The organism is Comamonas odontotermitis (genome assembly GCF_020080045.1).
GTDB lineage: Bacteria > Pseudomonadota > Gammaproteobacteria > Burkholderiales > Burkholderiaceae_C > Comamonas > Comamonas odontotermitis.
The window spans coordinates 248,122-272,627 of the sequence record NZ_CP083452.1 but is presented as its reverse complement, the minus strand read 5'-3'; the positions used below and the strand labels follow the sequence as shown (position 1 = coordinate 272,627).

Genomic DNA, 24,506 nt, shown 5'->3' with positions numbered 1-24,506 from the left:
CTATTCATGAAGGCATGGTTCGAGGCACATGTGGCCGGTGTGATCCAACCGCAGGCACCGGGCAAGGGCCGCTTCGCAGCAGGGTAACCACCTCCTTTCCCGGTGACAGCCGGTGCAAAGAGGAAAACCGCGCAGCGGCCCTGAGGGTTGCTCACAGGTTCTGCATCTTGCAGTCCTTGGCATAGGCATCCTGGTGGTTCTTGAACACCGTGCCCACCGTGCGATTGGTCAGCTTGCCCTGGGCATCCTTGGTCACCACACGCAGGTAGTAATCCTGCACCGGGAAATGGTTGGTGTTGAACTTGAACGCACCACGCACCGATTCGAATTTGGCCGCCTCCAGCGCCTTGCGCAGTGCAGCCTTGTCGTCGAGCTTGCCTTTGACATCCCGCACGGCTGCATCCATCAACTTTGCGGCGTCATAGCCGTGCGATGCATACAGCGACGGCATACGGCCAAACTCCTTCTGAAAATCCGCCACAAACTTCTTGTTTGCCGCGTTGTCCAGGTCATGCGCCCATTGCGAGGTGTTGAAGGTGCCCAGCATCGACTCGCCCACCGCGCGGATCACGTCCTCATCCGCCGAGAAGCCAGGAGCGTACAGGGTCATGTCCTTGGACAGGCCTGCCCCGACGAACTGCTTGATGAAATTCACACCCAGACCGCCGGGCAGAAAGATATACACGCCGTCAACATTGGCCGCGCGCATCTTGGAGAGTTCCGCGCCGTAGTCAAGCTGGTTGAGCGCGGTATAGGTCTCCATGCCGATCTCACCCTTGTAGAAGCGCTTGAAGCCTGCGATCGAATCCTTGCCCGCCGGGTAGTTGGGCGCAATCAGCGCCACACGCTTGAAGCCTTTGTCCTGCATGGTCTTGCCGGCTGCTTCGTGCAATGCGTCGTTTTGCTGCGACACATTGAAGAAGTAGGGGTTGCACTGCGCGCCGGCGTACTGTGACGGACCCGCATTGGGGCTGATGAAGAAGGTCTTGTTCTGAAAGGCAGGCTGCCCGACGGCCAGCATCACGTTTGAGAACACCGTACCGGTCATGAAATCCACCTTGTCGCGCTTGAGCAGACGTTCTGCGGTCTGCTTGGCCACTTCGGGGTTCTGCTGGTCGTCGACCACCACCACCTCAGCCGGTAGATTGCCGATCTTGCCGTTCATGTGCTTGACGGCCAGGTTGAACCCATCGCGGATATCGACACCCAGCCCCGCGCCCGGGCCGGAGAGCGTGCTGAGCAGGCCGACTTTCACCTGGTCTGCTGCGTAGGCCCCGCCAGCCATCAGGGCACCGATGGACAGGGCCACCAGACTGTGTTGCAAGGAATAGCGCTTCATGGTTTTCTCCTCGTTGCTGTTCGTGAAAATTTCACCGAGCCGATACTATGCCGGGCTGTGCAGCCGAAACCGTTGTAGTTTTCCCGTAGCCGTGCGCGGCAGTTGCTCCACAAAGGCCACCGCACGCGGGTATTTATAGGGGGCAACAGTGCGCTTGACGAAGTCCTGCAGCTCCTTGGCCATGGCTTCGTCCCCCGCGTGCCCGGAACGCAACACGACAAAGGCCTTGACGATCTGGCCACGCTCGCTGTCGGGCACGCCAATCACTGCGCATTCGGCGACGGCCGCATGGGCCATGAGCGCGTCTTCCACCTCGGGGGCTGCGATGTTGTAGCCCGCAGAGATGATCATGTCGTCGGTACGCGCCTGGTAGACGAAGTAGCCGTCGGCATCCATCAGGTAGGCGTCACCCGTGAGATTCCAGCCCCGCTGCACATATTGGGTCTGCCGGCTGTCGGCCAGGTAGCGGCACCCCGTGGGGCCCAGCACGGCCAGCCGGCCCACGGTGCCGGGTGGCACCTCGTTGCCCTGCTCGTCCACCACCTTGGCATGGTAGCCGGGCACGGCCTTGCCCGTGGCGCCGGGCCGTGCGTCTTCCTCGCGGTGCGAGATGAAGATGTGCAGCATCTCGGTGGAACCAATGCCATCGATGATCTCGATGCCAGTCGCATCCTTCCACAATGCACGCGTGGATGCCGTCAGTGCCTCGCCCGCCGAAACACATTTGCGCAGCCGGGTGTTGCGGATGCGCTCGCCCTGCTGGGCCATGACGCGGTAGGACGTGGGCGCCGTGAACACCACCGTGGCGCCAAAGCGCTCTATGCCTTCCGCCAGCTGTGCCGGTCCCGCCTTCTCCAGCAGTACCATCGATGCACCGATGGACATCGGAAACAGCACCTGCCCGCCCAGGCCAAAGGTGAAGGCAATCGGAGGACTACCAACAAACACATCATCTGCATGGGCGCGCAATGTGCTCTGCGGCCAGCAGGCGCAGATGGCCATCACGTCGCGGTGGAAATGCATGGTTGCCTTGGGCACACCCGTGGTGCCCGAGGTGAAGCCCAGCAGGCAGGTATCGGTGGCCGCCGTATCCACGGCATCGAAATCCGGTGGTACCTGCTGCATGAGCACTTCGAGGGAGTCGGCCCCCCTGGTCGGCACATTGAAAAAACGGATCGATTGCAGAGCCGGGCTCTTTTGCTGCGCCCCCAGCACTTCGGCGCGCTGCGCATCATCGCACAGCGCATGGCTGATCTTTGCGATATCCACGATGGTGGACAGTTCCTTGGCACGCAGCAGGGGCATGGCTGCCACCGCAATGCCACCGGCCTTGATCACCCCGAACCAGCAGGCCACCAACATGGGGTTGTTGGGGCTGCACAGCAACACACGGTTGCCAGGCACCAGGCCCATCTCCCCGGTCAGCACACGGGCGATGCGGTTGGCTCTGTCCTGCAAATCGGCATAGCTCCAGCGCACGCCCTCGGCCTGTATGCACAGCCGGTTGCCGCGCCCCTCTTTCACATGGCGGTCCAGCAGCTCGGCGGCACAGTTCAACCGCTCGGGAAACTGCAGCTCCGGCAGATCAAACACATAGTCGGGCTGCAGCTCGGCAGGCGGCAGGTTGTCGGCAGCAAAAGTATCGATATGGGCGGTGTGGGACATGGGTTGGTCTCCTAGGCCTGTACGCTCTTGAGCAGCTCGCGTGCAATGATGAGCTGCTGCACCTCGGTCGCGCCTTCGTAGATGCGCAGCGCACGAATCTCGCGGTACAGCCGCTCCACCGGCTGGTCGCTGACCACGCCCAGCCCGCCCCAGATCTGCACCGCCGCATCGATGACCTGCTGCGCGTTCTCGGTGGCTGTCATCTTGGCCATTGCGGCTTCGCGCGTCACGTTCTCGCCCTGGTCACGCTGCCAGGCCGCGCGGTAGGTGAGTAGGGCCGCGCTGTCGATCTGCGTAGCCATCTGCGCGAGCTTGGCCTGGGTGAGCTGAAAATCGGCCAGCACGCCGCCAAACATCTTGCGCGTGGTGGCGCGTTGCAGTGCCTCATCCAACGCGCGGCGCGCAAAGCCCAGCGCGGCTGCGGCCACCGAGGTACGGAATACATCCAGCGTGCGCATGGCCACCTTGAAGCCTTCGCCGCCCGCGCCCACGCGCTGGGCCACAGGTACCCGGCAATCGGTGAACTTCAGCCGCGCCAGTGGGTGCGGCGCGATCACGTCGATGCGCTCGGCGATCTCGAAACCCGGCATACCCGCATCGACGATCAGCGCCGAGATGCCGCGCGAACCTGGCGCCTCGCCCGTGCGCACAAACACCACATAGAAGTCTGCGATACCGCCGTTGGATATCCAGGTCTTCTCGCCGTTGACTACGTAGTGGTCGCCATCGAGCCGTGCCTCGCAGGCCATGGCCGCCACATCCGATCCAGCCTCGGGCTCGGACAGTGCAAACGCCGCAATCGCCTCGCCCGCCGCCACTTTGCCCAGGTAGCGCTGCTTCTGGTCTGGCGTGCCAGCCAGGCTGATGGCGCCGGAGCCCAGGCCCTGCATGGCGAAAGCAAAGTCGGCCAGCCCATTGTGGCGCGCCAGTGTTTCGCGGATCAGGCAGATAGCGCGCGTGTCAATTTGTGGGCCCGCGCCGCCGTGCTCTGCCCCTGCCACCGCATGGCGCAGCCAGCCACCAGCGCCCAGAGCCTTGACCAGCTGGCGGCAATCGCCATCGGTGTCGCTGCTGTGCACATGCGCTGCATGCCGGGCCGCCCAGGCATCCAACCCCTGCGCCAGTTGTGCGTGGCGGGCCTCAAAGAAAGGCCACTTCAGATAGCTGCTGTCTGCCATGTCAGTTTCCTTGGAATTGCGGCTTTTGCTTGGCGACGAACGCATGGTAGGCGCGCGAGAAATCTTCGGTCAGCATGCAAAGAGCCTGCGCCTGGGCTTCGGCCTCAATGGCCTGCTCCACCGTCATCGCCCATTCCTGGTGCAGCATGGTCTTGGTGATGCCATTGGCAAAGGTCGGGCCGGCAGCCAGATCGCTGGCCAGCCTGTGCGCCTGCTCCAGCAAGGCATCGGGTTCGCACAGGCGGTTGAAGAAACCCCAGCGCTCACCCTCTTCGCCGCCCAGGCTGCGGCCCGTATAGAGCAGCTCGCTCGCCCGGCCCTGGCCGATGAGGCGCGGCAGGATGGCGCAGGCGCCCATGTCGCAGCCCGCCAGACCCACGCGGTTGAAGAGAAAGGCCGTCTTGCTGCGCGCCGTGCCCAGGCGCATGTCAGAAGCCATCGCCATGATGGCGCCCGCACCGGCGCAGACACCATCGACGGCAGCAACAATGGGCTGCGGGCAGGCGCGCATGGTGTTGACCAGCTCGCCCGTCATGCGGGTGAACATCAAAAGTTCAGGCGCCTTGAGCTGCACCAACGGGCCGATGATCTCGTGCACATCACCGCCCGAGCAGAAGTTGCCGCCCGCCCCTACCAGCACCACCGCCTTGACATCCTGCGCCCATTTGAGGTTGTGGAACAGATCGCGCAGCTCGGCATAGGACTCAAAGGTCAGCGGGTTCTTGCGCTCGGCGCGGTTGAGCGTGATCGTGGCGACGCCGCCTTCCACCTGCCACAGAAAGTGCTGAGCCTGGTAGCCCGCCAGTTGCTGGTGATTGCCCGCCACCAGGGCGGGATCGATTGTGTATTCACTCATCTTGGTCTCCATTCACATCACTTCGCCGCCAGCCACCGCAATGGCCTGGCCGGTGACGGCGCCAGCGCCCGGGCCGCACAGCCACAGCACGGCGTCGGCCACTTCCTGCGGCTGCACCAGCCTGCCCTGGGGGTTGCTTTTGACGAATTCAGCCATTGCCTGCTCGGGCGTACGGCCGGTCTTTTCCACCACGCGCGCAATGCTCTCGCGCACGATTTCGGTCTCGGTATAGCCGGGACAGACCGCATTGACGGTCACGCCCTTGGTGGCAAACTCCAGCGCCAGCGAGCGGGTCAACCCCACCACGCCGTGCTTGGCTGCACAGTACGCGGCCACATAGGCGTAGCCCGCCAGCCCCGCCGTGCTCGCCACATTGACGATGCGCCCATAGCCCGCTGCCACCATCGCGGGCAGCACTTGCTGCATGCACAGCATGGCACCCGTCAGGTTGACGGCCAGCATGCGCTGCCACAGCGCCGCATCCACCTTCATGAATGGAGCGCTCTGCGCCTGACCCGCGTTGTTTACAAGGATATTGATAGCGCCTTGCGCATGCACTGCCTGTGCAAAAGCCGTCTTTACTTCGGACTCCTGGGCAACGTCAGCCAGCTCCATGCGGCATTGCCCGGGGAATTCATCCACAAGCTTGCGCAGCGGCTCGGCCCTGCGCCCCAGCACCGTAACCCTGGCACCGCGCGCCAGCAATTGCCGCGCAATCGCCTCGCCAATACCCTGGCCCGCGCCGGTCACCAACGCGTGTTGATCGCTCAGATCACCGCTCATCTCAGTGCCCCCCGGCTGGAGCCAACGCGGCGGCTTGCTGTGCCTTCTCGCGCTCGAACAGGGTTTCCATCTGGCGTTTGCCCTGAAAGTACGGCTTGGGCCAGGCAATGGCGGTGTAGCCGATCCTCGCCGCCTCGGTCAGCGTCCAGGCCGGGTTGGCCAGGTGCGGTCGGGCCACCGCGCACAGATCAGCGCGGCCCGCCGCGATGATGGAGTTGGCATGGTCTGCCTCGCTGATCGCGCCCACGGCCATGGTGGCAATGCCTGCCTCCTGGCGGATACGATCGGCGAATGGCGTCTGGAACATGCGGCCATACACCGGCTTTTCCTGCTTGCTGACCTGGCCCGACGAGCAGTCGATCAGATCCGCACCTGCAGCCTTGAAAGCCTTGGCAATTTCCACCGCGTCTTCGGGCGTGATGCCGCCCGGTACCCAGTCATGGGCCGAGATACGCACGGACATCGGCCGGTCCTCGGGCCAGACGGCGCGCACCGCGCGGAAAACCTCGAGCGGATAGCGCAGCCGGTTTTCCAGACTGCCTCCATATTCGTCGTCGCGGTGATTGGTCAGTGGCGAGATGAAACTGGAGAGCAGGTACCCGTGGGCGCAGTGCAGCTCCAGCCAGTCGGCACCAATATCAGCCGCCATCTGCGCGCCATGCACGAACTGGGCTTTGACTTCGTCCATGTCCGCTCGCGTCATCTGCCGGGATATCTGGCTCACGCCGTCCAGGTATTGCTGCGGCGAGGCAGAGAGGATGGGCCAGTTGCCCTCAGACAGCGGCAGATCAGTACCATCCCAGGCCAGGCGTGTCGATGCCTTGGCGCCCGCATGGCCGATCTGCATGGCGAACCTGGCATCGGTATTGGCATGGATCCAGTCGGCAATGCGCTTCCAGGCCACTTTCTGTGCCTCGCTGTAGGTACCGGGGCAGCCGGGGGTGATGCGACCCTCGGGGCTGACGCAGGCCATCTCGGCAAACACCAGCCCTGCGCCGCCCATGGCACGCGCCCCCAGGTGCACCAGGTGGTAATCGCCGGGCACGCCATCCACGGCCGAATACTGCGCCATGGGGGAGACCACGATACGGTTCTTGAGCGTGAGACCGCGCAGCGTATAAGGCAGAAACATCGGCGGCGGCGCCTTGCCCCCCTTGTCGGCATTGATGTGCACGCCGTTCTTCTCCGCCAGCCACCGCTCATAGCCACCCAGCCACGCCGCGTCGCGCAAGCGCAGATTCTCGTGGCTGATGCGCTGGCTGCGCGTGAGCATGGAGTACATGAACTGCTCGGGCTCGAACTGGTCGCAGTAGCGGCGGCCACAGGCCTCGAACCACTCCATCGCGTTCCAGGCTGCGTTCTGGATGCGCAGTGTCTCCACGCGGCGCGCCTCCTGGTAGGCCGCGAGCACTTCGGGGATGCGCGACGGCGCAGCGCCCAGGGTCTTGAACTGGCGCGCCAGCTCGATCGCGTCTTCAATCGCCAGCTTGGTGCCCGAGCCAATGGCAAAGTGCGCCGTGTGCACGGCATCGCCCATCAGCACCACATGACTGCCCTTGGCATTCTGGAGCCACCACTGGTCGCACACCACGCGCTGGAAGTTGATCCACGCCGAGCCACGCAGATGGCGCGCATTGGTCATCAGCTTCTCGCCCTGCAGATTGTCTGCAAAGAGCTTTTCACAGAAGTCGATGGATTGCTGCTGATCAGCCGTATCGAGACCACTGGCTTTCCAGGTGTCTTCGGTGGTCTCGACGATGAAGGTCGAAGTCTTGTCGTCGAACTTGTAGATGTGCGCCTGGAACCAGCCATGCGCGGTGCGCACGAAATCGAAGGTGAAGGCCTCGTAGACCTTGTTCGTGCCCAGCCAGATGAAACGGTTGGGACGCGTGACGATATCGGGTCGGAAGGTGTCGGCATATCGGGTGCGGATGCGCGAGTTCACACCGTCGCTGGCGATGATGAGGTCGGCATCGGGATAGTCTTCATCGGACTGCACATCGGTCTCGAACACCAGCTTCACGCCCAGTTGCTCACAGCGCGCCTGCAAGATGTTGAGCAGGTGCTTGCGGCCAATACCCACAAAGCCGTGGCCGCCCGATCGGATTCTGCGGCCCTTGAACAGCAGCTCGATATCGTCCCAATGGTTGAAGGCCTCCTCGATCTGCGCAGCCGTAGCCGGATCCCATTCGCGCATGTTGTCCATGGTCGCGTCGGAGAACACCACGCCCCAGCCAAAGGTGTCGTAGGGCTTGTTGCGTTCCACGACGGTCACGTCGTGCGAAGCGTCCATCTGCTTCATCAGCAGTGCAAAGTACAAACCTGCGGGACCGCCACCGATGCAGACAATTTTCATTGCGACCGAGCTCCTTCAAATTGCTTTATGTCTAAATTATTTATGAATGAATATTTGAATAGAATACGAAGTAACCCTGAGTCTCCTGTACCCGCGTTGAGGCACGATATCCCTATGGCCGCCATTCCAGATATGCATTCGATTGCTGCTACCGATGCGCCCGGGCGCGAAGCCGGTCTGTCACACGACGACCACCAGGCCGTACGCCTGTGGCTGCGTCTGCTCACCTGCAGCACCCAGATAGAGCAAGTGATCCGCAGCAACCTGCGCACGCAGTTCGGCACCACCTTGCCGCGCTTTGACTACCTGGCGCAGCTCAGCCGCTTTCCCAAAGGCCTGCGCATGAGCACCTTGTCGGAATACCTGATGGTGACCGGCGGCAACATCACGGGCCTGACCGACCAGCTTGTGGCCGAGGGCTGGGTGGAAAGAGTGGCGGATGGCGATGACCGGCGTGCCATGATCGTGCGCATGACGCGCGACGGAAAAAAACACTTCAGCGCCATGGCGCAAGCCCATGAGCAGTGGCTCGATCAGCTGCTGGCCCCGCTGGGCACGCAAGCAGCGCGCGACCTGTATGACCAGCTCGGCAAACTACGCCAGACCCTGGCACAGACAGATGGCCTCGCCTCTTCCAACTGATAGGTGCCCTGGCAATCGCTCATTTTCGAAATATTGCCCGGTATACGCATTTTTCGCCATTAGATATGCAATAAGCTTCGTTGCGTTTGGCTGGCAAGCCTCTCAGAATATTTCATATTGATTCTCAACATGGGCATTCACCATCAAATGGGTGCCCATGACAATATCGGCATGAATATCCTCCTGATCAGCAGCAGTCCGACACTTCCTTCCCGCTCAGCCGCATTATTGGCAAGCTTCGGCGAAAGGCTCAAAAGCATGGCGGGCATCCAAGCCTCGTCACTGTCCATCCGCGATCTGCCCCCGCAAAGCCTGCTGCACGCCGACTGGAACAACGCCATCCTGGCCCAGGCCATTGCTGCGGTAGATAAAGCCGATGCACTGGTCATTGCCACGCCCATCTACAAAGCGGCCTACAGCGGCCTGCTCAAGGCCTTTCTGGATCTGCTGCCGCAATACGGGCTGAGAGACAAAGCTGTTCTACCGCTGGCATCAGGTGGCAGCCCCCACCACATGCTTGCACTCGACTATGCGCTGCGCCCAGTACTGCAGTCCATGGGCCCGCGATTGGTGTTGCCTAGTGTGTATGCCACCGATGCGCAGATCACCGCCCAGACCTTGGGCGGCTACCAGATAGCCCACGACATCCACGCCCGCCTTGATGAGTCTCTTACCCTGCTGACCCAGGCACGGCCCTACATCTACAGCGCCGCCAGAGACCAAACACCCGCAGCGGCATAAAGCCCCCACCAGAGTCTTCCCGAAAAGCCTTGAGCAGCCAATGCTCAAGGCTTTTTCTATGGGCACGCATTATCAAGAACCCATCACCAATCGCATAAAACCTCAACAAATAATCAAATACCAAGAACTACTCAGCTCCAACATATAAATCGATTTACGCATGACCATCTGCAAATAAGTAGCAGCAGCAATGAATATTGAAAGATATTATTTTTGACATATTCACCGCTGCCAGCCTAGCGCTACTTTTTCATGACCTACCGCCTCTCGCTGCTCGACAAAAGCCCCATTCCGCCGGGCGCCACCGCCGCCTTGGCGCTTCGCTCCACCCTGGCCATGGCACAGCGCGCCGAAGCGCTGGGCTACCACCGCTTCTGGGTGGCAGAGCACCACGGCAACCCCCAGGTGGCGGGCTCCGCCCCCGAAATCCTGGTCGCCTGGCTGCTGGCGCATACCAGGCGCATCCGCATCGGCTCAGGCGGCGTCATGCTGCAGCACTACAGCCCCTACAAAGTGGCCGAGGTGTTCAAGCTGCTGTCGGCACTGGCGCCGGGCCGGGTGGACCTGGGTATTGGCAAGGCGCCCGGCGGTCTGCCGCAGTCCACACGCGCGTTGCAAGCGCGCCACGACCAATCACAGCCATTCAACTTCGACAGCCTGCTCAGCGATCTGAACGGCTTTCTGCGCGACGACTTGCCCGCCGGGCACCCGTTGGCCGCCTCGCGCGCGCTACCCACACCTGGCACCTTGCCGCAATGCGTGCTGCTCGGGGCCTCTCCCGACAGCGCACAGCTGGCATCGCACCTGGGCTGGGGCTTTTCCTATGCAGGGCACTTCAACGATGACCCTGCCTTGCTTGCCAGCACCACGGCCACCTACCGCAAGAGCAGCGGCCATGCTCCATCGATGGCCGTCTATGCCTTTGCTGCCAATGACCGTGCCAAGGCTGAAGCGTTGGTTGCGAACGTGCGCATCTTCAAGCTGCATTTGCCCACCGGCCAGAGCTTCAACCTGCAAAGCCGCGAAGCCGCCGCAGAGTTTGCGCAGCAAGCCGGAATCAGCGATTACCGACTGGAAGAAACACGCCCCCATGTCATTGCGGGCACCGCCGACGACGTGCACGAGGCGCTGACTGCCTTGCACCAGCAACACGGCATCGATGAATTCGTCATCGACACGCCGGTTCCATTTTTTGAAGAGCGCCTGGCATCGATAGAGCTGATTGCCAAGGCGCAACCCGCCGTGGCCGAACTGGCGGCCGCCTGAACCTTGACCGAAAGCCCACCATGAGCAAATCCCCCATCCGTTTCGGCCTGATGCTGCACGGCGCAGGTGCCCACATGAATGCATGGCGCCATCCCAGCGTACCGGCAGACGCCAGCGTCAACCTGCAGCACTACATCGGCATCACCCAGAAGGCCGAGGCCCATGGCATCGCCTTCGCCTTTGTGGCCGATGGCCTTTACATCAACGAAAAATCCATTCCCCACTTTCTCAACCGGTTCGAGCCGATTTCCATCCTCTCGGCACTGGCAACAGTCACCAGCAAAATCGGGCTCGCCGGTACGGTGTCCACCTCCTACAGCGATCCCTTCACCGTCGCGCGGCAATTCGCCTCGCTCGATCTGATCAGTGGTGGCCGTGCAGGCTGGAACGTGGTCACTACGCCGCTCGAAGGCTCGGCGCTGAACTACAGCCGCAAGCACCCCGAACATGCGCAGCGCTACCGGATCGCCGATGAATACCTGCAAGTCACCCAAGGCCTGTGGGACAGCTGGGACGATGCTGCCTTTGTCCGCAACCGCGACAGCGGCCAGTTCTTTGACCGCAGCAAGCTGCACACGCTCGATCACGAAGGCCGCTTCTTCCAGGTGGCCGGACCCCTCAACATCCAGCGTTCGCCCCAGGGCCAACCGGTGATCTTCCAGGCCGGTTCTTCGGATGCCGGCATTGATCTCGCCGGCAAATACGCAGACGCCGTATTCACGCATTCGCCGTCGCTGGAAGAGACCCGCGAGTTCTCGCGCAAGGTCAAGGCCAGTGCCATCAGCCACAGCCGATTGGCCAGCGATGTGAAGATATTCCCGGGCATCAACGTGGTGACCGGCGCCACCGATGAAGAAGCCAACGCCAAATACGAACGCGTGCGCAACCTGCTCGGCATTGATGAAGCGCTGGCCTACCTGGGCCGCTACTTCGATCACCACGATTTCACCCAATACCCGCTGGATGCACCTTTCCCCGAGCTGGGCGACATTGGCCGCAACAGCTTCCGCTCCACCACCGACCGCATCAAGGCTGATGCCAAGGCGCAAGGGCTGACCCTGCGCCAGGTGGCCCTGCAAGCGGCAACGCCCAAATCCAACTTCGTGGGTTCAGGCAAGAAAATTGCCGAGCAGATCATCCATTGGGTGGATGCAGGCGCAGCAGACGGCTTCATCCTGCAGTTCCCCGTCAGCACCGAGGGCCTGGATGACTTCGTCACTCACGTGCTGCCCGAGCTCGAAGCCAGCGGCCGCTATGAGCGCACGCTGACAGGCCAGACCTTGCGCGACCATCTCGGCCTGCCGCGCAAGGCCAGCCGGTACGAAACAGTGGAAGACACGCTTGAATCCCGACGGGTCGCCTGATGAACAGCGCCGCCATCACCGAACCCGCCGCCCAGATTCGCAGCACAGACCGCCTGCGGGTGGAGAACGGCATCGCCCGCCATGCACAGAGCTTCATTGCCCTGCGCCGCGATATCCACCAGCACCCCGAGCTATCGTTTCAGGAGCATCGAACCTCTGCCCTCGTGGCCAGAGTTCTGGCCGAATGGGGCTACGAGGTGTTTACCGGCATCGCTGGAACGGGGGTCGTTGGCCGGCTGAAAAAAGGCCAGGGCGGCAGAACCCTGGGCCTGCGCGCCGACATGGACGCGCTGCCGATCCAGGAAGCCACCGGCCTGCCCTATGCCAGCCAGAATGCAGGCGTGATGCATGCCTGCGGCCACGATGGCCACACCGCCATTCTGCTGGCAGCTGCCCGCTTTCTGGCCGAGCAAGGTAATTTCGATGGCACGCTGCACCTGATTTTTCAGCCTGCGGAAGAACTGGGCGCAGGCGCCAAAAAGATGATCAGCGAAGGGCTGTTCGAGCGCTTTCCCTGCGACGCCATCTATGGCCTGCACAACTGGCCGGGCGTTCGCGCCGGGCACCTGGGCTGCGTGGAAGGCCCCGCCATGGCTTCAATCGACTATGCCAAGGTCACCATCACCGGCCAGGGCGGCCACGGCGCCGAGCCGCACCAGGCTGTCGATCCGGTTCTGGCAAGCGCACATGTGATCACCGCCTTGCAGAGCGTGGTCTCCCGCAACGTCGATCCGCTGGAGATGGGGGTGGTCACGGTGGGCTCCATCCACGGCGGCCATGCGGCCAATGTCATCCCCGATCAGGTGGAGCTGCAGCTCACGGCGCGCTCGTTCAAGCCCGAGGTACGCAGCACGCTGAAAAACCGCTTGCGGGAATTGGCGCAAGCCCAGGCGGAAAGCCTGGGCGCGCAGGCCCATGTGGATTTCAAGAACGGCTTTCCGCCTGTCATCAACCACCCGCAGGAGACACAGTTTGCGCGCGATGTGGCCATGGATGCACTGGGGGAGGACTTTGTGGATTTGCACTTTCGCCCCCGCACTGCCAGCGAGGATTTTGCCTACCTGCTGCAAGCCAGGCCCGGCAGCTTCCTGTTTTTGGGCAACGGCGAAAGCGCTTCTCTGCACAACCCCCGGTATGACTTCAACGACGCCGTTCTGGCACCGGCCGCCGCCTACTGGGTGCACCTGGTAGAGCGCTTTCTCGCCCCATGATTCAAGGAGTTTTCATGCGCTCTGACATCTTTGTCTACACCAGCTTGCAAGACCCGCGCGCCCAGCCTTTGATCGAGGAATTGGGGCGAGAGTATGAAAGCCGCTATGGCGATTTCTATCTGCAGGAATCAGGTGTTCCGGAAATCCAGCGCTACCCGGCCGAAGTGTTTACACCCGCCCAGGGCGGCAATTTTCTGCTGCTGCTGCGCAACGGGCACGCCGTCGCGGGTGGTGCGTTCAAGCGCTTGGATGCGGACACCGCAGAGTTCAAACGCATCTGGACGGACAGCCGTCTGCGCCGCCAGGGTTTGGCGAGTTCGGTCCTGGCCGAGCTGGAAGCGCAGGCCTTGCGCCAGGGCTACCAACGGATCTTTCTCACTACAGGCTTTCGCCAGCCCGAAGCCGTGGGGCTGTACCTCGGCCATGGCTACCAGCGTCTGTTCGACCCCGGCGCAGATCTGCAGGCGTTGCGAAAACTGCCTTTTGAAAAGCACCTGTCTTCCGCGCTCCACAACCATCCGCACCTGCACTCCTCAAACGCACTGCAAGCGCCGCTGCTCGCCGGAGTCTGAGTCCCACTAGAAACAAACTGCACCATGAACACCACCACCCTGGCACCACCCAACGTCGCCATCGAGCAGGCACCCACAGCACCCGCACCGGCACCTGCTTCACGCCGCAGCGACTATGCGTCGCTGCGCATTGTTCCAGCGCGCTACCCTGCACGCACCATTGGCACCATCATTTCGCTGATTCTGATTGGCGCCGTTCTGAACTCCGTGCTCGGCAACCCCCGCTGGGGCTGGCCGGTATTTGCAGAATGGTTTTTTGCCGAACCCGTGCTGGTGGGCCTGGGCCGCACACTCGTGCTGACAGCACTGGGGGCGGCGCTGGGCTTCACGCTGGGCACCGGCCTGGCATTGGCGCGCGTCTCGCGTTCACCGCTGCTGCGCGCACTGGCCTGGACGTTTGTGTGGATCTTCCGCTCCATTCCGCTCATCGTGCTGCTACTCATTCTGAACAACCTGGGCTACCTGTACGAGACCGTATGGCTGGGCGTTCCTTTCACCAATATCACCTGGGCCGAGTGGAGCACCACGCAACTGGTCACCCCGTTTCTGGCAGCGGTGATCGGGCTGACGCTGAACCAGGCGGCTTACTCTTCCGAGATCATCCGTGGCGGCATTCTTTCGGTGGACCAGGGCCAGCATGAGGCCGCCGCCGCACTGGGCCTGCCGCGCCGCCGCCAGGCCTTCCGCATCGTCCTGCCTCAGGCCATGCGCTCCATCCTGCCTTCTGCGTTCAACGACATCATCGGTCTGGCCAAGGGCACATCCAACGCCTACATCCTGGCCCTGCCCGAGCTGTTCTACACGATCCAGATCATCTACCGCCGCAACCTGGAAGTGATCCCTCTGCTGATGGTGGCGACCGTCTGGTACCTGATCATTCTCTCGGTGCTCTCCGTTATTCAGGCGCAAGTGGAGCGCCACTACGCACGCGGCGCGCTACGCCAGCTGCCTCCCACCTTGCTGGGGCGGGCCTGGGCCTGGCTGCGCCCTGCAGCAGCGCCCTCCGCAAACGCAGCCCCGGCAGCCACCGACGAGCCCCCTGCGCGCGCCGCTGCATGGACCCATACCAACACCCGTGGTGGGAATGTCGAGGTGCAGGCCGTCTCCAAAAGCTATAACGGCGTTCGCGTGCTCAACAATGTGTCGCTGCACGTTCCTTCAGGCAGCGTGACGGTCATCCTGGGCCAGTCGGGCTCGGGCAAGTCCACGCTGCTGCGCTCCATCAACCATCTGGAGCGGGTGGACAGCGGATTCATCGGCATTGACGGAGACCTGGTGGGTTACCGTCAGGACGGCGACACCTTGTATGAACTGAAGGAAAAGGACATCCTTGCCCGCCGCGCCGATGTGGGCATGGTGTTCCAGAATTTCAACCTCTTCCCGCACCTGAGCGTGCTGGACAACGTGGCGGAAGCACCTGTCTCGGTGCGTGGCCTACCCCGTGCCGAAGCCGAAGCACTGGCCCGGGAGCTGCTGGCCCGTGTAGGCCTTGCGCACAAGGCAGACGCTTTCCCTCGCCAGCTGTCCGGCGGCCAGCAGCAGCGTGTGGCCATCGCCCGGGCACTGGCGCTCAAGCCCAAGGTGCTGTTGTTTGACGAGCCCACCTCGGCTCTCGATCCCGAGCTGGTCAACGAGGTACTCGATGTGATCAAGGAGCTGGCCCGCACTGGCACCACCTTGCTCATCGTTACCCATGAAATCGGCTTTGCCCGTGAGGTGGCAGACACCGTGGTCTTCATGGACCAGGGCCGCATCATCGAAAGCGGCCACCCCCACAAAGTACTGCAGCAGCCCGACCACCCGCGCCTTCGCGAGTTCCTCGCCAAGGTGCTGTAGATCGCCAAACCATTCCTTCCCACTGACATCGAAGAATCGAGAACATGCAACGTCGTCATCTGATCCACACCACAGTCGCAGCGCTGTCCCTGCTTGCTCTGCCTGTCTGGGCGCAGCCCGCCGCTCCCGACCTGAGCCCCGAGCAGGCTGGCCGTCCACGGTCCGACAAGGTGGAGGAAGCCATTCGCCAGCTCAACCCGCAGTTCAGGTTTGCCAAGGAAGGTGCTCTCGTGGTGGGTACCACCACGGGCCGCCTGCCGTTTGGCGCGTACGCCACCGACAACAAGACCCCGGTGGGCAACGCCCCCGACATCGCCCAACTGGTGGCCGACAGCCTGGGCCGCAGGCTGGAGCTGGTATCAGTGGCCTGGGCCGACTGGCCTCTGGGCCTGCAATCGGGAAAGTTCGATGTGGTGATCTCCAACGTCACGGTGACCGAGGAGCGCAAGGAGAAGTTCGATTTCTCGACCTACCGCAATGACACCCTGGGTTTCTACGTCGCCAGGAACAGCAAGGTGCAGGCCATCAAGGAACCCAAGGATGTCGCTGGCCTCAAGGTGATCGTCGGCGCCAGCACCAACCAGGAGCAAGTGCTGCTGCGCTGGAATGAGCAGAACATCAAGGCCGGCCTCAAGCCGGTGGAAGTGCAGTACTACGACGACGATGTGGTGCTGTATCTGGCCCTGGCTTCGGGCCGGGCAGATACGTATTTCGCGCCCAATGGCATTGCTGCCTACAACGCCCGCGATGGAAAGACGCGTCTTGTCGGCCTGTTCTCGGGCGGCTGGCCACAGTCGGCTGAAATCGCAGTCACTTCGCGCAAAGGCTCGGGCATTGCCGATGCCATCACCACCGCACTCAACGCGCAGATCGGCAACGGCAACTACGCCAAGGCGCTGGAACGCTGGAGCCTGCAATCCGAGGCCATCACGGCATCGCGCACCAACCCGCCCGGCCTGCCCCGGAAATGAAAACCGCACACACCCCATTCACCATGAAGAATCTCCACCGCCGCCTCGTCCTGTCTGCCGTTCTGTCAGTCTGCAGCGCCTTGCATGCACAGACTGCCGTGGATCTGAGCCCCGAGCAGAAGGGGCGTCTGCGCGCACCCAAGGACGAGACCGCAATTGCCGCCCTCTCCAAGGACTTCAAATTCGTGAAATCCGGCGTGCTGACCGTGGCCATCCATCCTGCGGCGCCACCCACCGGCACCTATGCCACCGATGCAAAAACCATCGTGGGCTTTGACCCGGACTTCATCCTGCTCATCGCCGATGCGTTGGGGCTGAAGCTGGATCTGCAGCCGATTGCCTGGGCAGACTGGCCGCTTGGGTTGACTTCGGGCAAATACGATGCGGTGATCTCCAACGTCGGCGTAACCGAGCAACGCAAGGAGAAGTTCGATTTTTCGACCTACCGCCTGGGCCTGCACGGCTTCTATGTCAAGGCCGGCAGCAAGATCACCTCGATCAAGGAGCCCAAGGACATTGCAGGCCTGCGCGTGATATCGGCATCGGGCACCAACCAGGAGCGCATCGCGCTGGAATGGAACCGCCTGAACATTGCAGCGGGCCTGAAACCGGCCGAGCTGCAGTACTACGACGACGAAGCCGCGCGCACGCTCGCCCTCGTGTCTGGCCGGGCGGATGTGAACTTCAACCCCAACGCGCCGCAGGCCTACCAGGCGACCAGGGATGGGCAGATACGCCTCGTGGGCACCGTCAACGCAGGCTGGCCCAACAAGTCGGATGTGGCCATCACCACCCGCAAAGGCAGTGGCCTGGCTGATGCCTTGACGCAGGCCGCCAACGGCTTGATCAAAAGCGGCCAGTACGCGCAGGTGTTGGGCCGCTGGAAGCTCGCTGAAGAGGCCCTGCCCCGCTCGGAGACCAATCCACCGGGACTGCCCAAGTTCTGACCCATGCCTTCAATCTTCTTTATGCAGGCCTCTCCATGAGCATCCATATCTCCCGCATCGCATTCCTCACGCCGGGCAACCATGCGGAGAACGCGCCCTGGTCCGGGCTCGAGCACACGCTGCAATTGTTCGAATACGGTGAACAGCTGGGCTTTGACGGAGGCTGGGTGCGCCAGCGCCATCTGGAGCCCGCTGTTTCGTCTGCCCCTACCTTGCTGGCCGCAGCAACCCAGCGCACAGAGCGTATGGAGCTGGGCTGCGCCGTCATTCAGCTGGGGTATGAAAACCCTTTCCGTCTGGCTGAAGATCTCTCCACTGTCGATGTGCTCTCGCAAGGCAGGCTCCAGGTCGGGGTGAGCGCCGGGGCACCCAACCATGGCGATCTGCTGGGCGTGCACCTGTATGACGGAGATCCCGCACACATCGACTTCTCACACGAGCGCGTCGCGCGCCTGCGCCGCAACCTGCAGGGACAGTCCCTGGGGCCCGAAGGCGCCGTGGTGCAATCGCCAGCCGGCCAGCACACCCCCCGCATCTATCCACACGCAGCGGGCCTGGCGCACCGCCTGTGGTATGGCGGCGGCTCCCTGCACTCGGCTGAATGGGCCGGGCGCAACGGCTTGCATCTGCTGATCGGCAATCTGAACCGGGGCGAGCACAGCGACCATTTCTTCGAAACGCAGCTCGCCCAGTTGCAGCGCTTTCGCAATCACTGGACGGCGCCACACGCCCCACGGGTGGCCCTGGGCCGGGTGATCGTGCCCACCGACAGCGCCGATGCGGGCAGCCGCAAGCGCTACCAAGCCTTTGCCGAGGGCCGCCATGCACGCACGCTGGCACCGCAGGGGGAACGCCGGGTGCTGTTTGCACGCGATCTGGTGGGAAGCAGTGCGCAGATTCTGGAGTCGCTCCTGGTTGATCCGGTGTTACCTCTGGTTGACGAATTGCGGCTGGAGCTACCCTACAACCTGCCGCACGAGGACTACCTGCAGATCCTGAGTGATTTCACCGAGCGCATCGCGCCAACCCTGGGCTGGCAGCACACCCATGCGCAGCAGACCGTGGGCGGTTGAATGCATCAAGGTGCTTGCCGATGGCATCAGTCGTCCGTGTACGGCACTTTCACAACGGTGACCGGCACCTGGCTGTGGCGCACGAGGTCACTGCCCACCGATCCCAGAAAGATACGCGACAGCGCGCCTTCGCCGGTAGAGCCGATCAGGATCATGGCAGATTCGTGCTCTTCCGCAATCTCCAGCAGCGTCGGGTAGACATCGCCGATGCGCACGTCCACCTCATGATCGACACTGGCGGCGCGCAAAAGCGCGACGGCTGGCGCCAGCAAATCCATGCCTGCATCCACGCTGGCATCCGCAGCGGCTGCGGGCCCAACGGTGGCCAGCTCCGTCAGGGTGGCGCTTTCCTGCACATGGCCCAGCACCACCTGGGCGCGCAGGCCCTGGCCGATCAGGTGCAGCCCGTGGCGCACGGCCTCCAGCGAATGCTCGGATCCGTCTACCGCAATCATCATGGTCAACATGGCTCGCTCCTTGGCGTAATGGCAATAGGCCCAGTGTAGACGCCTGCGCCGCAAAGCCTGAGGTACCAGCACGGCAAAATCTGCCGCGCTGCAGGGCTCTCGGCACATCTGCGAAAATGCGCGGTTATGCTGCAATTCGACCTGCTCAAGACCGACCCGACCAGCCACGCGCGCCGTGGCACGCTCACGCTCAACCATGGCGTGGTGCAGACCCCCATCTTCATGCCCGTGGGCACCTATGGCACCGTCAAGGGCGTCATGCCACGCAGCCTGCATGAAATGGGCGCGCAGATCATTCTGGGCAACACCTTCCACCTGTGGATGCGTCCGGGCCTGGACATCATGAAGAGCTTTGGCGGCCTGCACGGCTTTGAGCAGTGGGACAAGCCCATCCTCACCGACTCGGGCGGCTTTCAGGTCTGGAGCCTGGGCGCCATGCGCAAGATCACCGAGGAAGGCGTGCATTTCGCCAGCCCGGTCAATGGTGACAAGCTGTTCATGTCGCCCGAAGTCAGCATGCAGATCCAGACGATCCTGAATTCGGACATCGTCATGCAGCTCGATGAATGCACGCCCTACGAGACCAACGGCAAAAAGACCACCGAGGCCGAAGCGCGCAAGAGCATGGAGATGAGCCGTCGCTGGGCCAAGCGCTCCAAGGACGAATTCGAGCGTCTGGGCAACCCCAATGCGCTCTTTGGCATTGTGCAGGGCGGTATGTTCAAGAATCTGCGCGAGGAATCGCTGCAGGCCCTGGTCGAGATGGATTTCCCGGGCTACGCCGTGGGCGGCGTCTCGGTGGGCGAGCCCAAGGACGAGATGCTGGACATCATGCAGCACACCCCGCACCTGCTGCCGGCCCACAAGCCCCGTTACCTGATGGGCGTAGGCACGCCGGAGGATCTGGTGCAAGGCGTGGCCGACGGCGTGGACATGTTCGATTGCGTGATGCCCACCCGCAATGCGCGCAACGGCACCATCTTCACGCGCTACGGCGATCTCAAGATCCGCAATGCGCGCCACAAGAGCGATCACCAGCCCATCGACACCACCTGCACCTGCCATGCCTGCGCTGGCACCGCAGGCGTGAGCTGGGACGATGGCGGCCGAGGCGGCTTCAGCCGTGCCTACCTGCACCACCTGGACCGCTGCGGCGAGATGCTGGGCCCCATGCTCACCACCATCCACAACCTGCACTACTACCTGAACCTGATGCAGGAAATCCGCAATGCGCTCGATACCGGCACTTTTGCCGAATTCCGCGCCCGCTTCAAGGCAGACCGGGCCCGCGGGGTGTAGCCGCCCCTGAGCCAGCCGCCTGCAGACCATCCGGTGGCTGGCGCAGCTTGGCGACCATACCGTGCCTTGCACGATACAGGTTTGACAAGGATTGACATTCGTCATTGAAGAGCCCGTCCATGCCTGCCTGCTGCGCTCCAGGCCCCACAACCAGCGCATCCACCGAGGGCAGGCACCGGTCATCTGCACCGTTGCGGCGCTCCCTGTTCCGATGTATTGCGCGCCCAAAATACCTACAACGCAATACCGACGGGCGCAGACCGCTATCCCTTTTTATGCCTGCAATGCAAGCAGAGGCCAGCTGTTGCAGAAGGTGGATGAAGGCGAGCGCCCTCTATCGGAATGTGGCAGCTCAATCTGGATGCGCCTCGGCCACAGCCGCGGAAGCACCCTGCCCTAAAAATGATGTGCGTCAAAAATGTTCAGCAGGTATATTCCGAACATCTGCTTACACGACCATGTTGCTTGCCACATCCGCCACCTCCATGAGCACGCCCCATAGTGGCCGCTTGCTGGCCTATGCCTGTGCCGCCATATTTGCCGCATGCTTGCTGGGGATTGTGCTGCGGCCCATCGGTTTTCTCTCCGTTTTCTGGCCAGCCAATCAGTTGCTGCTGGTATTGTTTTTGCGCTACCCGCGTGTGCTGTTGCAACCCCTGGGCATGGCTGCCATCTTTGTCAGCTATGTAGCGGCGGATGTGCTCACCGGCAGCAATCTGTGGGTGTCCATGGGGTTTTCGGTCGCCAACATGGTAGGAGCTGCTTCTGCCTGGTGGGTCATGCACAAGCACTCCGAGCGCGATCTGCAGATGGAAGGCCAGTTCTCCGCGCTCCTGGTGTTCTATGGCAGCGGCGTCGCCACCACGGTATCGGCCGCCATTGGTGGTCCCATCAGCGCTTATGCCTTCAGTGTTCCGCTGCTGCAGGGAACCCTGATGTGGTGGACCGGCGAGTGGATGAACGCGATGATCCTGCTGCCTTTCCTGCTGGCGCTGCCCACGGCACGCAAAGCCACCCTGGTGCAGGAGGCTCTGCCGATCGCCGCACGTGTGCTGCCGGTGGCGGCTGTCGTCGTGCTGGAAGCAGCCAGCTATACGGTCGCCGGCAAGGTCGGGGCCCTGGCCTTTTCGCTGCCTGCGCTTCTGTGGTGTGCCCTGAGTTACCGCATCCTGCCCACCACCATCATCACCATGCTGGTGTTTGCCACGAAGATCATCGTGGCCTCCAGGCTCGATTTCACGCCAGCGCAGTTTGTGGACGTAGCCACCTTCCGTCTGGGGGTCACCATGCTGATCCTGGGCCCACTGTCGGTGGCCGGAGCGCATGCTGCGCGCTCTGAATTGCTCAACCGCATGCGCTACCAGGCCCACCATGACAGCCTGACCGGCGTGCTCAGTCGCAACGGTTTCGTGCAGGCAAGCGAGCTGCTGCTCCAGCGGCTGATGCACGAGCGCGGATCCGTGGCGGTGCTGATGCTTGACCTGGATCATTTCAAGCGCGTGAACGACAGCCACGGCCATGCCACCGGAGATCACCTGCTGTGCGAGTTCTCCCGCACCGTGGTTCATACCTTGCGCCCGCAGGACGTGTTTGGCCGTATCGGCGGGGAAGAATTCGCTGTGGTGCTGCCGCACATCAGCGCCCAGGATGCCGCTACGATTGCCGAGCGGCTCTGCCTTGCCGTTCGGGCAGGCAAGTTCCAGACCCTGAGCAACGAATCGCTGTCTGCCACGGTCAGTATTGGCGTCGCCCACGTGGCGCAGCTGTCACAGTACGACTCCATCGAAAATCTGCTGCGCGATGCCGATGTGGCGCTCTACCAGGCCAAGAGCCGTGGCCGCGACTGCGTGATGCTGGGCCCGGCTCGATAAAAAAATAATAGCTGCCAGCGCACGCCAATCGTGCGCTGGCAGCCTGTCCAGTCATGGTTTGAATCGCTATTGCACCAGCTGCGGGGCCGCGGCCAGCTGCCTTCGCTGCAGAAACTGCAGAACCGAATCCACCGTCGTGGTCTCGATATGGCCCGAAAAACGCTTCTCGGGTGGATGGTCATCAAAGGCAATATTGGCGCGCGTCATGCGGCCGCCCAGGCGCGTCATGGCGCCAATGCGCAAATCGCTGGGCTGGTAGCCTTGCAGCTGCAGCCATGCCTGCGCCTGGCCGCGGCTGTGCACTGCAGGCTCCATGGCCTGCGCCAGCGCTTCCAACGCCCATTGGTTGCTTTGCTGGTAGCGCAGGCTCCATGGATAGGCCACCATGCTGTAGTGCGGTTCATGCAGTTGCAGGGGTTGCTCATTGCCAGAGAGCGCCAGCAGCAATTTCTGCTGTACCGCAGGCGCAGGCACCATGAGCACCGCCTGGTAACGCCACAGGTCGTCCAGAAAGAACTCCCCCAGACCCTGGCGGTACACGTGAGAAGCGGCAGTACCGCAATCATTGAGCTTGTGCACCACGCGCCAGGCACCTGTGGCCGACTTGTAGGCCCAGCCCATGTGCGAGTACTGCAGCTGGTACTTGCTCAGATCCTGCCCCTGGCGGCCCAGCAGCACAACCTGCGCGCCGCTGGCATCCAGCGCCTGTGCCACGTGTTGCGCCAAGTCCAGGCTCTTGCGCACACTTTCCACCGTCGGCTTCTGCACTTCGCAGCTGCGCCCGGCCTGGGCGCCTGCTGCAGCCAGCATCGCTGCTGCCATGAGGGTCACGCGGAATGGTTTCATCATCGCAATCTCCTTGGGGCGTTCTTACAGGCGCTCGTTGTAGAGCAACGCCTTGCCGATTTCGTTCGGCACAAAGGCGATCACTTCGCCCGCTGCCGACAGCAGAACTCCTGTGCCGATAACGCTCACGAAGATGGCCGTGCCCACGCTGGCAGCACTGGCGCCCAATGCGCCGGCCGACAGCTCAATGCTGGCGGCTGCACCGTCCGAAGCGCTCTCCAGCAGCAACACTGTGCCCTTGGCCGATGCCTTGACGCCCTTGACGACGAGCTTGGCACCATCGACCGACAAAGCCACCGGCAACGCCACGACGGCGGTGGATGCGCCCACCGACACCGCAGTCCCCACCACAACCGAGGCAATGGGCAGGGCCGACACCATCAGCGATGCATCGCTTTGCGCATGGGCGGCGGGGGCCGTGGCCAGCCCCAGCACCAGGGCGGCGCCAGCGATGGCTGCTGTGGCAGTACGTTGCAATCCGGCAAGGACTGGGCTCTTCATGCTGTGCTCCCGTGTTGGCTGGTGTATGCGGCCCGCGTTCACACGCGCTCCTGGCTGCTGCTCACTTCTGGGTTGCGCTGCTCGCTACGCATGGCGCGGGCACTGTACAAGGCTGCAGCCAGATCCGATTCATGCTTGTCGCGCAGCATCTTGGCCAGGGTGAAGGCCGTGGTGATCATGTACAGCCAGCTCACGCCCAGGAACGCCTTGTAGGTGGGGTTGATGTCCATGCTCAGCAGGCCCCAGCCCGTCAGGCCCATGGCGATGGCAAAGCCACCCCAGACCACAAAGCGCCACATCGGAGTGTCACCAGCAGACTTGCCGCTGTCCGATTGCTTGTCCCGTACAAACTTGGCCAGCACGAAGGCCGCCGAGAGACAGAACATATAGCCCATCACCATGAACGCCTGCTCCAGGTGTTGCCCCGGCAGCCAGGCCAGGCCGATCGCGCACATCGAGATCGCAATACCGAACGAAATCCATACCTGGTATTGCCATGCACGGGTGTCACGTTGAACAGGGTTGAATGAGTGAGACATGTGTGATCGGAGCATCCGGGCCCCGCGTTGGTTGAACACGGCGCCATCATGCAATCCAGCGGCCTTGCCAGCATCCCCCTTTAATGCCGGTAGCAGCTTTCAATAAAAATGGTATTGAAAAATGATACTTTCGTCACCACCCGTCTGTCGCCGGGCCATCGGGCAGAGAAAGCCTTCCATGGC

The 24,506-nt window shown here is 62.6% G+C and carries 22 protein-coding genes; 12 read left to right on the top strand and 10 right to left on the bottom strand.

Translation table 11 applies throughout. From position 1 onward, the window contains the following. Positions 1-151: 151 nt before the first annotated feature. From LAD35_RS21550 to LAD35_RS21525, 6 genes are read right to left on the bottom strand one after another with little or no spacing between them, the layout of a single operon-like run. Positions 152-1,339, bottom strand: a complete 1,188-nt coding sequence (locus tag LAD35_RS21550) for an ABC transporter substrate-binding protein (RefSeq protein ID WP_224152980.1) — start codon at positions 1,337-1,339, stop codon at positions 152-154. 45 nt (positions 1,340-1,384) lie between these two features. After that, positions 1,385-3,004, bottom strand: a complete 1,620-nt coding sequence (locus tag LAD35_RS21545) for a benzoate-CoA ligase family protein (protein WP_224152979.1) — start codon at positions 3,002-3,004, stop codon at positions 1,385-1,387. Between the two features lie 11 nt (positions 3,005-3,015). Beyond that, a complete protein-coding gene (locus LAD35_RS21540) occupies positions 3,016-4,182 on the bottom strand; it encodes an acyl-CoA dehydrogenase family protein (protein ID WP_224152978.1) in 1,167 nt (388 codons plus the stop codon). A gap of 1 nt (position 4,183) precedes the next feature. Next, positions 4,184-5,038: an enoyl-CoA hydratase family protein gene (locus LAD35_RS21535; RefSeq protein ID WP_224152977.1), complete on the bottom strand. Its 855-nt coding sequence runs from the start codon at positions 5,036-5,038 to the stop codon at positions 4,184-4,186. A 12-nt stretch (positions 5,039-5,050) separates the two neighbouring features. Next, complete coding sequence (locus LAD35_RS21530) at positions 5,051-5,821, bottom strand: SDR family NAD(P)-dependent oxidoreductase (RefSeq protein WP_224152976.1); 771 nt, start codon at positions 5,819-5,821, stop codon at positions 5,051-5,053. A gap of 1 nt (position 5,822) precedes the next feature. Continuing rightward, the gene (locus tag LAD35_RS21525; RefSeq protein WP_224152975.1) at positions 5,823-8,177 is read right to left on the bottom strand and encodes a bifunctional salicylyl-CoA 5-hydroxylase/oxidoreductase; all 2,355 of its coding nucleotides are present in this window, start codon (positions 8,175-8,177) and stop codon (positions 5,823-5,825) included. Positions 8,178-8,291: 114 nt separating this feature from the next. On the opposite strand from LAD35_RS21525, the gene LAD35_RS21520 reads away from it, so the two are divergent. The 10 genes from LAD35_RS21520 (at position 8,292) to LAD35_RS21470 (ending at position 18,800) form a co-directional block, all read left to right on the top strand. Then, the gene (locus LAD35_RS21520; RefSeq protein ID WP_377779290.1) at positions 8,292-8,819 is read left to right on the top strand and encodes a MarR family winged helix-turn-helix transcriptional regulator; all 528 of its coding nucleotides are present in this window, start codon (positions 8,292-8,294) and stop codon (positions 8,817-8,819) included. A 129-nt stretch (positions 8,820-8,948) separates the two neighbouring features. Then, entirely contained in the window at positions 8,949-9,560 is a 612-nt protein-coding gene (ssuE, locus tag LAD35_RS21515; RefSeq protein WP_317986750.1) for an NADPH-dependent FMN reductase, read from the top strand. A gap of 252 nt (positions 9,561-9,812) precedes the next feature. Next, positions 9,813-10,826: an LLM class flavin-dependent oxidoreductase gene (locus tag LAD35_RS21510; protein WP_224152973.1), complete on the top strand. Its 1,014-nt coding sequence runs from the start codon at positions 9,813-9,815 to the stop codon at positions 10,824-10,826. A 20-nt stretch (positions 10,827-10,846) separates the two neighbouring features. Beyond that, the gene (locus LAD35_RS21505; protein ID WP_224152972.1) at positions 10,847-12,190 is read left to right on the top strand and encodes an LLM class flavin-dependent oxidoreductase; all 1,344 of its coding nucleotides are present in this window, start codon (positions 10,847-10,849) and stop codon (positions 12,188-12,190) included. Further along, on the top strand, positions 12,190-13,401 hold the full coding sequence (locus tag LAD35_RS21500) for a M20 aminoacylase family protein (protein ID WP_224152971.1): 1,212 nt from the start codon (positions 12,190-12,192) through the stop codon (positions 13,399-13,401). The genes LAD35_RS21505 and LAD35_RS21500 overlap by 1 nt, the downstream gene beginning before the upstream one ends. Before the next feature lie 14 nt (positions 13,402-13,415). Further along, positions 13,416-13,973 carry a GNAT family N-acetyltransferase gene (locus LAD35_RS21495; RefSeq protein ID WP_224152970.1) on the top strand — a complete coding sequence of 186 codons (558 nt, stop codon included), beginning with the start codon at positions 13,416-13,418 and terminating at the stop codon, positions 13,971-13,973. A gap of 24 nt (positions 13,974-13,997) precedes the next feature. Beyond that, a complete protein-coding gene (locus LAD35_RS22355) occupies positions 13,998-15,809 on the top strand; it encodes an amino acid ABC transporter permease/ATP-binding protein (RefSeq protein ID WP_317986749.1) in 1,812 nt (603 codons plus the stop codon). 44 nt (positions 15,810-15,853) lie between these two features. After that, the gene (locus tag LAD35_RS21480) at positions 15,854-16,780 is read left to right on the top strand and encodes an ABC transporter substrate-binding protein (protein WP_224152969.1); all 927 of its coding nucleotides are present in this window, start codon (positions 15,854-15,856) and stop codon (positions 16,778-16,780) included. A gap of 23 nt (positions 16,781-16,803) precedes the next feature. Continuing rightward, complete coding sequence (locus tag LAD35_RS21475) at positions 16,804-17,727, top strand: ABC transporter substrate-binding protein (protein WP_224152968.1); 924 nt, start codon at positions 16,804-16,806, stop codon at positions 17,725-17,727. Positions 17,728-17,762: 35 nt separating this feature from the next. Further along, on the top strand, positions 17,763-18,800 hold the full coding sequence (locus tag LAD35_RS21470) for an LLM class flavin-dependent oxidoreductase (RefSeq protein ID WP_224152967.1): 1,038 nt from the start codon (positions 17,763-17,765) through the stop codon (positions 18,798-18,800). Between the two features lie 26 nt (positions 18,801-18,826). Here LAD35_RS21470 and LAD35_RS21465 read toward each other — a convergent pair whose 3' ends face one another. Next, positions 18,827-19,267, bottom strand: coding sequence for a universal stress protein (locus LAD35_RS21465; protein WP_224152966.1), 441 nt, complete (start codon positions 19,265-19,267; stop codon positions 18,827-18,829). Between the two features lie 126 nt (positions 19,268-19,393). Here LAD35_RS21465 and tgt point away from each other — a divergent pair, with 126 nt between their 5' ends. Both tgt and LAD35_RS21455 read left to right on the top strand, forming a co-directional pair. Then, the gene (tgt, locus tag LAD35_RS21460; RefSeq protein ID WP_224152965.1) at positions 19,394-20,566 is read left to right on the top strand and encodes a tRNA guanosine(34) transglycosylase Tgt; all 1,173 of its coding nucleotides are present in this window, start codon (positions 19,394-19,396) and stop codon (positions 20,564-20,566) included. 485 nt (positions 20,567-21,051) lie between these two features. Then, positions 21,052-22,437 carry a GGDEF domain-containing protein gene (locus tag LAD35_RS21455; RefSeq protein ID WP_224152964.1) on the top strand — a complete coding sequence of 462 codons (1,386 nt, stop codon included), beginning with the start codon at positions 21,052-21,054 and terminating at the stop codon, positions 22,435-22,437. Positions 22,438-22,503: 66 nt separating this feature from the next. On the opposite strand, the gene LAD35_RS21450 is transcribed toward LAD35_RS21455, so the two are convergent. The 3 genes from LAD35_RS21450 to LAD35_RS21440 are packed head-to-tail and all read right to left on the bottom strand — an operon-like array spanning position 22,504 to position 24,323. Beyond that, positions 22,504-23,283: a DUF2145 domain-containing protein gene (locus LAD35_RS21450; protein WP_377779301.1), complete on the bottom strand. Its 780-nt coding sequence runs from the start codon at positions 23,281-23,283 to the stop codon at positions 22,504-22,506. A 24-nt stretch (positions 23,284-23,307) separates the two neighbouring features. Continuing rightward, on the bottom strand, positions 23,308-23,784 hold the full coding sequence (locus tag LAD35_RS21445) for a hypothetical protein (RefSeq protein WP_224152962.1): 477 nt from the start codon (positions 23,782-23,784) through the stop codon (positions 23,308-23,310). A gap of 38 nt (positions 23,785-23,822) precedes the next feature. After that, entirely contained in the window at positions 23,823-24,323 is a 501-nt protein-coding gene (locus LAD35_RS21440) for a YiaA/YiaB family inner membrane protein (RefSeq protein WP_224152961.1), read from the bottom strand. Positions 24,324-24,506 lie beyond the last annotated feature (183 nt).